This window comes from Mycobacterium sp. shizuoka-1 (genome assembly GCF_002723835.1).
Lineage (GTDB): Bacteria > Actinomycetota > Actinomycetes > Mycobacteriales > Mycobacteriaceae > Mycobacterium.
On sequence record NZ_BEWG01000098.1, the window covers coordinates 1 to 11,387 of the forward strand.

At 68.7% G+C, this 11,387-nt stretch carries 11 protein-coding genes; 4 read left to right on the top strand and 7 right to left on the bottom strand.

Translation table 11 applies throughout. From position 1 onward, the window contains the following. Positions 1–300: 300 nt before the first annotated feature. A complete protein-coding gene (gene tyrS / locus MSZK_RS25110) occupies positions 301–1,572 on the bottom strand; it encodes a tyrosine--tRNA ligase (RefSeq protein WP_099251256.1) in 1,272 nt (423 codons plus the stop codon). 27 nt (positions 1,573–1,599) lie between these two features. Further along, complete coding sequence (locus tag MSZK_RS25115) at positions 1,600–2,214, bottom strand: DNA-3-methyladenine glycosylase (protein WP_233211507.1); 615 nt, start codon at positions 2,212–2,214, stop codon at positions 1,600–1,602. 59 nt (positions 2,215–2,273) lie between these two features. On the opposite strand from MSZK_RS25115, the gene MSZK_RS25120 reads away from it, so the two are divergent. Genes MSZK_RS25120 through MSZK_RS25130 form a run of 3 tightly spaced genes read left to right on the top strand, consistent with a single transcriptional unit; the run spans position 2,274 to position 4,398 of the window. Further along, complete coding sequence (locus MSZK_RS25120) at positions 2,274–3,038, top strand: ABC transporter ATP-binding protein (protein ID WP_099251257.1); 765 nt, start codon at positions 2,274–2,276, stop codon at positions 3,036–3,038. Next, positions 2,972–3,790 (top strand): ABC transporter permease, encoded by an 819-nt coding sequence (locus MSZK_RS25125; protein ID WP_199203482.1) that lies wholly within the window; start codon positions 2,972–2,974, stop codon positions 3,788–3,790. The genes MSZK_RS25120 and MSZK_RS25125 overlap by 67 nt, the downstream gene beginning before the upstream one ends. Continuing rightward, complete coding sequence (locus MSZK_RS25130; protein WP_099251258.1) at positions 3,787–4,398, top strand: TetR family transcriptional regulator; 612 nt, start codon at positions 3,787–3,789, stop codon at positions 4,396–4,398. The genes MSZK_RS25125 and MSZK_RS25130 overlap by 4 nt, the downstream gene beginning before the upstream one ends. Positions 4,399–4,402: 4 nt before the next feature. On the opposite strand, the gene MSZK_RS25135 is transcribed toward MSZK_RS25130, so the two are convergent. From MSZK_RS25135 to MSZK_RS25150, 4 genes are all read right to left on the bottom strand, one after another. Beyond that, the gene (locus MSZK_RS25135) at positions 4,403–5,215 is read right to left on the bottom strand and encodes a lysophospholipid acyltransferase family protein (RefSeq protein WP_099251259.1); all 813 of its coding nucleotides are present in this window, start codon (positions 5,213–5,215) and stop codon (positions 4,403–4,405) included. A gap of 33 nt (positions 5,216–5,248) precedes the next feature. Continuing rightward, the gene (locus tag MSZK_RS25140; protein WP_099251260.1) at positions 5,249–5,449 is read right to left on the bottom strand and encodes a Trm112 family protein; all 201 of its coding nucleotides are present in this window, start codon (positions 5,447–5,449) and stop codon (positions 5,249–5,251) included. A 6-nt stretch (positions 5,450–5,455) separates the two neighbouring features. Next, positions 5,456–5,983 carry a hypothetical protein gene (locus tag MSZK_RS25145; RefSeq protein WP_099251261.1) on the bottom strand — a complete coding sequence of 176 codons (528 nt, stop codon included), beginning with the start codon at positions 5,981–5,983 and terminating at the stop codon, positions 5,456–5,458. A 71-nt stretch (positions 5,984–6,054) separates the two neighbouring features. Beyond that, positions 6,055–9,027 carry an acyl-CoA synthetase gene (locus MSZK_RS25150; protein WP_255414254.1) on the bottom strand — a complete coding sequence of 991 codons (2,973 nt, stop codon included), beginning with the start codon at positions 9,025–9,027 and terminating at the stop codon, positions 6,055–6,057. A gap of 114 nt (positions 9,028–9,141) precedes the next feature. Between MSZK_RS25150 and MSZK_RS25155 the strand changes: the two genes are divergently transcribed. Further along, complete coding sequence (locus MSZK_RS25155) at positions 9,142–10,917, top strand: ABC-F family ATP-binding cassette domain-containing protein (protein WP_099251262.1); 1,776 nt, start codon at positions 9,142–9,144, stop codon at positions 10,915–10,917. On the opposite strand, the gene MSZK_RS25160 is transcribed toward MSZK_RS25155, so the two are convergent. Then, on the bottom strand, positions 10,918–11,387 hold a 470-nt coding region (locus MSZK_RS25160; protein ID WP_142390004.1), incomplete at its 5' end, for an MFS transporter.

The window sequence follows — 11,387 nt, forward strand, 5'->3', positions numbered from 1 at the left end:
CCCCAACACGGGGGTATCAGAGCATGGCAAAAAAACAACAAACAAAAACCACCAAACACACTATTGAGTTCTCAAACAACACACCCGGCAGCTTCACCGGCCGCGCAAACCACCCCGCGGCTTTCGCCGCGTGCGGTAGGGCGGACAGTTGGAACACCCCGGAGTCCGGGAGTATTCCTCGAAGTTGCCGTCGCGCTCTGCGGGCTGGCCCGCGTCGCGGCGACGTGGATTAAGTTACGTGAGTGCTAACAGGGAGTCAAATCGCCTGCTAGATCGGCGTTTCCTGCCGCCATCGAGGGCTCAAACCCGCTGCACCCCAGCGATATTCCGCTTCCCGCGGCGCAGCACCAGCCAGCGGCCGTGCAAGAAGTGGGACGGTTGTGCCACCCAGTCCTCGGTGTCGATCTTCTCGTTGTTCACCGACACCCCACCCTCGGCGATCGTCCGCTTGGCGGCCCCCTTGCTCGCCGACAGACCGGTGGCCACCAACAGATCGACGATGCCGCCGGGGCTCCCCGGCCCCAGCTCAGCTACCGACGTCTCCCGTAATGCGGCGGCCAGGGTGGCTTCGTCCAGGCGCGACAACTCCCCCCGGCCGAACAACGCCTGCGAGGCGTGTTCCACCGCATCGGTTGCGGCCTGCCCGTGCACCAGAGTGGTCAGCTCCTGGGCCAGCCGGCGCTGAGCGGCGCGTTCGTGCGGACGTGAGGCGGTGGCCTCCTGTAGGTCGGCGAGTTCGTCAGCCGTCAGAAAGGTGAACCAGCGCAGATAGCGGATGACATCGGCGTCGGCGGTGTTGACGAAGTACTGGTACCAGGCATACGGGCTGGTCATCTCGGGGTCCAGCCACAGACTCCCGCCACCGGTGGACTTGCCGAACTTGGTGCCGTCCGCCGAGGTGACCAGCGGCACAGTCAGCGCGTGCACGGCCGCCCCCAGCGTCTGGCGGACCAGTCGCACCCCGGCGATGATGTTGCCCCACTGGTCGGAGCCACCGATCTGCAGCGCGCAGCCGTACCTGCGATGCAGCTCCACATAGTCGTTGGCCTGCAGCAGCATGTAGCTGAATTCGGTGTAGGAGATGCCGTCGCCCTCGAGCCGGCGCCGGATGGTGTCACGGTCGAGCATCACGTTGACCGAGAAATGCTTGCCGACATCGCGCAGGAAATCGATCGCACTGAGCTGCGAGGTCCAGCTCAGGTTGTTCTCGACGATCGCTCCGCTGGCGGAATCGTCGAAGTCGACGAACCGCTCCAGCTGGCCGCGGATCCGCTCGGCCCACTGCGCGACGGTGTCGGTGGTGTTCATGGTCCGCTCGCCGGTGTCACGAGGATCACCGATCATGCCCGTCGCACCGCCGGCCAACACGATCGGCCGATGCCCGGCCCGCTGGAATCGCCGAAGTGTGAGCAACGGCACCAGATTTCCCGCATGCAGGCTCGGCGCGGTGGGGTCGAATCCGCAATAGACGGTCATCGGCGGCTGCGCGGCTGCCGCCGCAAGCGCGTCGATATCGGTCGATTGCGCGATCAGTTCACGCCAGCCCAACTCGTCGAGAATCGTCGTGCCCATGCGTTGATCTTCCCGTATGGGTTGCGCTCAGTCGCTCGCGCCCGGGATCGGCGCGCGTGGGCTGCGGCGGAAGGCCGACACCTCCGGGCGTCCGGGCAGCCAGAACCGCCACGGCCGGTCGGCGGCCTGCGACACCCCGACCCGGGGCCCACTGCTGTGCGGGCCGGCGCCGTCGCCGAGCGCAACCGTCACCGCCGAGCTCGCGTCGAAGACGTCGACACCGTTGTCGTCCATCGCGATGCCCAGCGCCGAACACAGGTTGCCGGGCCCGCGGGCCAGCGCGGCCGGCCGGACCAGCGGGCCGCGACGCTGCTGAGCCGCCGCTACACCCGATTCGATCGCCGCCGCCCGGATCAGCACCGCCGCCGCCGTGCCGTCCGGGCCGCACACCACGTTGGCGCACACATGAATGCCGTGGCTTCGATAGGTATAGAGCCGACCGGGCGGACCGAACATCACCGCGTTGCGGATGCCCGGCCCTCGAAACGAATGTGCCGCCGCATCCGGCCACGGCCCGTTCGGCGGACCGCCGTACGCCTCGACCTCGACGATCAACGCGCTGACACCCCGGCAGCTGAGCACGCCGCCCAACAGCAGGCGGGCCGCAGTCAGCGGGTCGGTGTCCAGCGGGTGGGAGCTCACTGAGGGAAATTCTGCCCCAGGGATTGACGTGCCGAGCGGCCGGGAGCAATATTCATCGTGTGATGAGTTCATCGAGCGATGAATTTATGTCGGGTGCTGACAATGCCGCCGTCCACGTCAGAAACCTCACCGTGGTGCGCGGTAAGCGGATTGCACTGCACGACCTCACCGTCACCATTGCGCGCGGCACCATCACCGGACTACTCGGGCCGTCGGGCTGCGGCAAGACGACCCTGATCCGCAGCATCGTCGGCACCCAGATCGTGGAATCCGGAACGGTCACCGTCCTGGGTCATCCGGCCGGCTCCCCCGCGCTGCGCCACCGCGTCGGCTACGTCACCCAGGATCCGACCATCTACAACGACCTGCGAGTCATCGACAACGTGCGTTATTTCGCGGCGCTCTACGGGGCCGCGCCGGAGGCGGCCGACCGAGCGGTCGCCGATGTCGGCCTGCACGATCACAGCGGGGCGTACTGCGCCAATCTGTCCGGCGGACAGCGCACCCGGGTGTCGCTGGCCTGCGCCCTGGTCAGCCAGCCCGACCTGCTGGTGCTCGACGAGCCGACCGTCGGCCTAGACCCCGTGCTGCGCGTGGACCTCTGGGCCCAATTCGACCGGCTGGCCCGGCGCGGCACCACCTTGCTGGTGTCCAGCCACGTGATGGACGAGGCCGATCACTGCAAGGACCTGCTGCTCATGCGTGAGGGCCGGCTGCTGGCCCACACCACCCCCGCCCGATTGCGAGAGGACACCGGATGCACATCACTGGAGGAAGCGTTCCTGTCCGTCATCACGCACAGCACCGCACCGTCAGCGCGCTGAGTCCGCGCGCCTATCTGGCCACCACCACCCGCATCCTGCGCCAATTGCGGGCCGACCACCGCAGCGTGGCGATGATTCTCGTGGTGCCCAGCGCCGTGATCACGCTGATGTACTTCATGTTCGACGATGTGCCGTCGCAGCCCGGCAGGGTGTCGCCCTTCCAAACCGCCTGCCTGATCCTGCTCGGGTTGTTCCCCCTGTTCGTGATGTTCCTCATCACCTCGATCACCATGCAACGCGAGCGGTCGTCGGGCACCCTCGAGCGAATCCTGACCACCCCGCTGCGCCGCCTGGACCTGTTGGCCGCCTACGGCACCGCCTTCTCGGTCGCGGCCGCCGCACAGGCGATCCTGGCCTGCGTGGTGGCGTTCTGGCTGCTGGGCTTCGACACCCAGGGCAGCCCGGTGTGGGTGTTCGTGATCGCGGTGATCAACGCCGTGCTGGGGGTCGGGCTGGGCCTGTTGGCAAGTGCATTCGCGCGCACCGAGTTTCAGGCCGTGCAGTTCATGCCGGTCGTCATCGTGCCGCAACTGCTGCTGGCCGGGATCATCGTGCCGCGCCACCAGATGCCGACGTGGCTGGAATGGATCAGCAACGCGATGCCGGCCAGTTACGCATTGGAGGCCCTCCAGGAGGTCAACACCCACACCGCACTGACCGACATCGCGGTCCGGGACATCGTCGTCGTGCTGGCCTTCGCGGCCGCGGCCATGGCACTGGCCGCGGCGACGCTGCGGCGACGGACCCCGTGAGCACCCCACCAGCCAAGCGGCCCGGCCGCCCGCCGGGGGCGTCCGATACCCGCGACCGGATCCTGGCGAGCGCCCGGGAGCTGTTCGCCCGCAACGGCATCGACAAGACCTCGATCCGCGCGATCGCCGCGGCCGCCGGCGTCGACTCCGCGTTGGTGCACCACTACTTCGGCACCAAGCAGCAGTTGTTCACCGCGGCGATCAACATCCCGATCGATCCGATGTCGGTGCTGGTGCCGTTGCGCGACACCCCGGTCGAGCAACTCGGCTCGGTGCTGCCCGCGGTGCTGCTACCACTGTGGGATTCGGAGATGGGCTCGGCGCTGGTCGCCACGATCCGGTCGCTGCTGGCCGGCTCCGACATCAGTCTGGTCCGCTCGTTTCTGCAGGAGATCATCACCGCCGAGATCGGGCCGCGGATCGACAACCCGCCGGGCAGCGGGCCACTACGGGTCCAGTTCGTGGCCTCGCAACTGATCGGAGTGGTGCTGGCGCGCTACATCATCGGCTTGGAGCCGCTTGCATCGTTGCCGCCGGAGCGCGTCGCCGAGACGATTGCGCCGAATCTGCAGCGCTATCTCACCGGGGAGCTGCCCGGACTCCCCTGACTGCTCACCCCAGGACCGGGAACCGCCGCCGGGCGGCGAGGCGGTCCAGCGCCCGCTGCATGACGCGGCGTACGTGACCGTCGACCTCGTCGACGTGCGGGTGCTTGCCGAACATGGCGAGGTCGACCGGGTCGAGGACCTCCATCACGATCTTCGACGGCAGCGGCAGATTCGGCGGGAACGGGACGGTCAGCCCGAACGGCAGGCCGACGGTGATCGGCAATATGTCCATCCGGAGCCGCGGTAATCCCAGCCGGGCCGCGATCGCGGTGCCTCGGCTGAGGAAGAACTGGGTTTCCTGCGCGCCGATGGACACCATCGGCACGATCGGCACGCCGGTGTCGATCGCGGTGCGCGCATAGCCGGTCCGGCCGTCGAAGTCGATGACGTTCCGCTGTGACGTAGGTCGATAGGCGTCAAAGTCGCCGCCTGGGAACACCAGCACGACCGCCCCGGACCGCAACGCCGCCGTCGCGTTCCGCGGGCTGGCATGGACGACGCCGAGCCGCGGCAGCATCGGCCCCCACGGCGCCAGGAAGATCCCGTAGTGCGCCAGCGTGTAAAGCGGTCGTCGGTACCCGAACTCGGCGTAGAAGGCGGGACCGAAAACCGGGACGTCCGGGGTCAGCATGCCGCCGGAGTGGTTGCACACCAGCAGGGCGGCACCCGAGCGCGGGATCCGTTCCAGACCGCGCACCTCTGCGCGAAAGTACCTCCGGATCAGCGGCCAGGCCGCCTCGCTGACCAGCCGGGTGAACGTCGGATCCCACCTGGCGAGTTCACCGGGAAGCTCCGTGGCGACGACGTTGTCGACCATGGTCGCGACGCTACGCCGGTTCGGCTGGGCCGGTCAGGAACCCGACAGCGCCATCAGGCGCTCATGCTCCGCGGGCGAGACGTCGACGGCCTCGTCGACCAGCAGCACCGGAATGCCGTCCTCGATGCGGTAGGCCTTGTGCAGTCGCGGGTTGTACAGCCGGTTGTCGACGAACACCAGCGGGCCGCGGTCGGCCGGGCACACCAGGATCGCGAGGAGTTTGTCGTCGAGCACGGCGCGCTAGGGAGTCGGCGCCGCAGGCAGCGGAGCGCTGCCCCCGATGGTCGGTGCACCGTCGCTGGGCATCTGCCCGGCACCCATCACCGCGTTGTTCTGCTGCGCCTGCTGGGCCTGCTGCAGGATCTGCATCTGCGCGAAGATCTTCTGCTGATAGCCCAGGGTGTTCTGCAGCGCCTGGATCAGCGGCTTCTGATTCGGCCGGTACTGCAGGGCGTTCTGGATCTCGGCGATGTTGGTGCGCGACGGCTTGATGCCCTGGGCCCGCAGCTTCATCACCTGCTTGATCAGGTTGGACATCTGGCCGCCGCCGGCGCCCTGGTCGTATTCCTGATCGATGAACAACAGCAGCTGGTCCGCGCTCTGGAACTGCGGCACACCGTTGTCCGATGTCGGGGTGGCCGGCGTGGCGCTCGGGTCGGCCAGCGCCTGCGCGGAACCCACGCCGACCAGCAGCCCAGCGGTCAGGGCACCGATCGCCGTGCCGCGGACGGCGCGACGCCAGTGACGTGAAACGGTCTGGGTGGGCATGCATTCCTCCGACGCGTGGGCACCTTGGACTATCGGCGAGCCTAACAGCGCTGCGCGACCTGGGCAGAAGCTCAGTTCGGGGTACCGCCGAGCTGGGCGCGTGCCGCGGCCGTGAAGCGCTTGTACTTCCCCGTATCGGGCTCCAGATGCCAGGCGTTACGCGACGCCTTGGGCACACCCTCAGCCCGCAATCCCGACACCGTCGGCCGATACGTGGCGCTGAGCGGGATCTCGGCCACCACATGCACGATGTCGGGCGCGAGCCCGACCGGCATCGCCGCGAAGGCGTCGGTCAGGTCCGCGGTGGTGACGGTCATCCCCGGCCGCAACGTGACGGCGGTGACCGCGAGCATCCCGCCCGGCACCTCGACGCCGTAGGTCGCGGCGAGGTCGACCGCCCCGATCCGGCTGACCGCGTCGGTGACCGGCTCGGGGAACACCACCCCGCGTGCCGTGCGGATGAGCAGGGAGCGGTTGCCCAACAGCCAGAAGTCGCCGTCCGCGTCGCGCCGGAACACGTACTCGGTGGAGATCCAGGTGTCGCCGGGGGCGAACACGCCGCGCTTGACGGACGCGGTCGGGTCGATCGGCCCCCACGGCCGGGCCAGCAGCACCCCGACCTGGTTGGGTTCGGCCACCGCGACGAATCCGCGGTCGTCCTCCAGGATCACGTCGTCCATCGCGTCGTAGGCGGCCAGGTCGACCTGGCCGCCGCCGGGCAGCGGGCGGCCCTTGCTGCCCACCTTGACTCCGGACACGTTGGCCAGCACCGCCTGACCGTCGGTGGTGGCGAAGAACTCCACGATGTTGGCCGGCGAGAACGCGTCGACGGTTCGCTGCCACAGGCCGGTCGGCATGCCTGAGCCGATGAACAGCCGCACCGGATGGTTGCCGCGCAGCCGGAAATCCGGATCGTCGACGACGTCGCCGAGCATGGTCCACGTGTAGGACACCACGGTGACGCCGTATTGGCGGATCTCGGCCAGGAACCGATCGGGGCGCAGCCCGCGCGACAGCGCGATGCGCGCGCCGCCGACGACGGCACCGCCGAGGCTGACCAGCAGACCCGACTGATGGTGCAGCGGGGTCAGGCAGTAGACGGTGTCGCCGCGGCCCAGGGCGGCGGCCGAGGCGGTGCCGAACGCCGACAGCGCCCAGCGATAGTTGGTGATCTGCTTGGGCGCCAGGCCACCGCCGACGGTGTTGAAGGCGACGAACGCCAGGTCGCGGGCGAAGCCGGGGTTGGGCCGGTACCAGCCCGGCAGGGCGACCGCGTCGGGGTCGATCTTCTCCATGTCGATCACGTTGCTGCCCTCGGGCAGGTTGAGGTCGCGGCTCTCACCGCCGCCGAGAACCAGCGCCTGCACCGGCAGCTTCAGGGCGGCCTCGAGATTGCCGGGATCGGTGATGACCTCGCTCACCCCACCGAGGCGGACCGCCTCGGCCAGGTCGGCGTCGGGCGGCATCAGCACGGCCACCGCACCCAGCCGGGACAGCGCGGCGATGGCCACCAGCGCCGACGGCCGGGTGTCCATCAGAACGCCGACCCGCACGCCTTGCCGCACGCCCACCCCGATGAGACCGCGGACCACGTTGTTGATCCGGCGGTTCACCGCCTCGTAGGTGTGCACCCGGCCGTCGAACAGCAGGAACTCGCCGTTCGGCGCACCGTCGGCCTGCTCGTCGATGATCCGGCCCAGCGAGATGCGGGTGTGATCGTTGATCTGGCCGAGCCGGGTCAGCCGGGGCAGCGTGCGGGCCGTCTCGACCGCCAGCGTGCGCATCGACTTGTTGGCGTTGACCACCGCGTCGGCCGCGCCGCGCGCCACCGACAACGCCAGCTCCGACACCTCGGCCACACCGTGCACCAGGCGGGCGGACAGGGCGACGCCGGAGTCGTCGGGCTCGGCGGTGTTGTCCTGCATCGGCGCGATGGTCGGCGGCCGGGAGTCCAGCCCGGACAGCCAGCGCACCCAGTCCGCAACCGTCGGCCAGGTCGCGGTGGCCGCCTTGGAGCCCACGACCAAGCCGAAATGGCCGGCCCGGATCATCACCTCGTAGACGTCGGCACCGGGTGCGGCGCGTTTGATGCCGCGCACCGACGCCGGCTGGCCGATGTCGTCGACCTCACCGACGAAGGCCAGGACCGGGCAGGTGATGTCGGACAACGTCACCAGCTGGCCGTTGATGGCGAACCCGCCCGACATCATCCGGTTGTGCGCGATGAACTGCTTGAGCAGTTCGGACACCGCCGGGCCGGACCAGGCGATCCAGCCCTCGGAGTCCAGGAAGCGACGCTGTTGCTCGCGCGGCAGCAGCGCATCGCGGTCGTGCAGCTGCCGCAGGAAGTCCAGCCGGGCCTTGGCGGTCTTGAGCGGATCCAGCATTTGAAAGCCGGTGCGGGCCAGCCACCCCGGGATGTCGATGCGGTTGAAGACGTGGTCGGCCATGAAGTCGGCGGCCACCGCGCCGAGGTTGGGCGGAATGCCCATAGGCAACGCCGCCAAGGTGTCCACCGGCGACCCGAACGCCACGATGCTGGCGATGTCGCGGGTGCGCCGGTAGGCCGCGGTCTGATAGCAGAACATGCCGCCCTGGGAGTAGCCCGCCAGGTGCACGCTCTGGCCGGTGGCCTCCTTGACGGCGTCGATGGCCTCGCTGAGCGCGACGATGTGGTCGGTCAGATTGCGCTCCATGCCGCCCTCGACCTCGTCGGGCGACCCGAAGTCGATCACCCACGGGTCGATGCCCGCCTCGTGCAGGATGCCGACGGCGCCGTCCTCGCGGGTGACGTCCCACATGTTCGCCGACATCATCATCGGGTGGACCATCAGCACCGGCGGACCGGCCTGCGGCTGACCGGGCCTGCTGTCCGGCGGGAAATACCGCCGCAGCTTGTACATCGGCTTGTTCTCGACGATCTGGAACGGTGACGGCACCGCGCCGGTCTCCAGGCCACCCCAGCGCAAGACCTCGAACCCGTTCTGGGCCGTCGCCATCAGCCGCTCGACAGGCCTGGTGACCGCCGACAAGTTGAGATCCACGCCTGCTCCCCTGTCCCACGTCGCTGCTGCTTGAGGCCCCGACAGCCTGCACATCATGGCACAGGGCCGATCTGCGTCCCGGTGGTTTGGTTCCCGCCCACTAGGGTCTAGCCAGTGGCACACCTGCTCGGCGCCGAAGCGCTGCATCTGGAATATCCGACTCAGGTGGTCTTCGAATCGGTGACCGTGGGCGTCAACGAGGGTGACCGCATCGGCATCGTCGGGCGCAACGGCGACGGCAAATCCAGCCTGATGGGGATGCTCACGGGCCGGCTGTCCCCCGATTCCGGCCGGGTCACCCGCCGCGGCGGGGTGCGGGTCGCCGCGTTGGACCAGGCCGACACGATGGCACCGCAGAGCACCGTGGGCACAGTGCTCGTGGGTGACCTGCCCGAGCACGAGTGGGCCGGCAACCCCCAGATCCGCGACGTGGTCGCCGGGCTGGTGGCCGACATCGACTGGCAGACCCCGGTGGCGCAGCTCTCCGGCGGCCAGCGCCGCCGGGTCCAACTGGCGGCGCTGCTGATCGGTGACTGGGACGTGATCGCGCTCGACGAGCCGACCAACCACCTCGACATCGAAGGCATCACCTGGCTGGCCGAGCATCTCAAGTCGCGCTGGCCGCGCACCGGCGGTGGCCTGCTGCTGGTCACCCACGACCGCTGGTTCCTCGACGAGGTCGCCACCACCACCTGGGAGGTGCACGACGGGATCGTCGAGCCCTTCGACGGCGGATACGCCGCGTACGTGCTGCAGCGCGTGGAGCGCGACCGCATCGCCGCCGCCGCCGAGGCCAAGCGGCAGAACCTGATGCGCAAGGAACTCGCCTGGCTGCGCCGCGGGGCGCCGGCGCGCACCTCCAAGCCGAAGTTCCGGATCGACGCGGCCAACCAGCTCATCGAGGACGTGCCGCCGATCCGCAACGGCGTCGAACTGGCCAAACTGGCTACCGCCCGGCTGGGCAAGGACGTCATCGACCTGCTCGACGTGTCGGTGTCGTTCGGCGGCAAACCCGTTCTGCGCGACGTGGAATGGCGTATCGGCCCCGGTGAGCGCACCGGCATCGTCGGCGCCAACGGGGCAGGAAAGTCGACGCTGCTGGCCCTGATCGCGGGCACGCTGGCCCCCGACACGGGCCGGGTCAAGCGCGGCAAGACGGTTCAGCTCGCGATGCTCGATCAGCAGTCCAGCCAGCTCGCCGACATCGCCGGCGACATGGTCCGCGAGGTCGTCGGCCGGCTGAAGACGGACTATCAGGTCGACGGCAAGGACGTCACCCCGACACAGTTGTTGGAGCGCTTGGGTTTTCGCCGCGAACAGCTGTCGTCGCGGGTGGGTGAGCTCTCCGGTGGGCAGCGCAGGCGCCTGCAGCTGATGTTGACCCTGCTCGCCGAACCCAACGTGCTGGTGCTCGACGAGCCGACCAACGACGTCGACATCGACATGCTCTCGGCCACCGAGGACCTACTGGACTCCTGGCCGGGCACGCTGATCGTGGTATCCCACGACCGGTATCTGCTTGAGCGGGTCACCGACCAGCAGTACGCGATCCTCGACGGTCATCTGCGCCATCTGCCCGGCGGTATCGACGAGTATCTGCGCCTCGCCGCCCGCAGGCCCGCCGGCTCGTCAGCCGCGACCGCCACCGCCCCGGCCACGCCGGCTCTGTCGGGTGCCGAATTGCGCAGTGTGGAAAAGGAAATCGCCGCCCTGGACCGGGCGCTGGGGAAGTTGTCGGACCGGGTCAACGCCAAACATGTCGAGCTCGCCGAGCACGACCAGTCCGACCACGTCGGCCTGGGCCGGCTGACCCAGGAACTGCGGGCGCTGGAGGCCGAGGTGGCCGAGAAGGAGAACCGCTGGCTGGAGCTGTCCGAACTGGTCGACTGATCAGGTCTCGGCGGGCTCGTCGGACACCGGGTAGCGGCGGACGAACAGCAGCCCGGTCGTGGCCAGGATCCCCGCGATCAGAATGGCGACGCTGACCACCTGCTTCTCGGCGATGATGCCGAATACGACGCTGCCCAGCGCCATCGAGCCCTGCAGGGTCATGTTGTAGAACGACGTCATCAACCCGCGCATCCGCTCCGGCGACGCGGTCTGCACCGAGAACTGGTGGCTGACGCTCAGGATGCTCCACGAGAAGCCGAAGAACAGCAAAAACGATGCGTCCAGCAGCATGCTGTCCCAGCGGCTGATGCCCAGCACGGTGGCCGAGAACACCACCAGGGCCACGGTCGTGAGCAGGTTGAGCCGGATGTGCCGCTGCAGCGAGGAATAGTCAAATCCTGTGGATCGGGGGTCGTCAGGCGACCTCGGACACCGGAGTGTCGGGCGAGGGTTCCGGGGTGATGTCGACC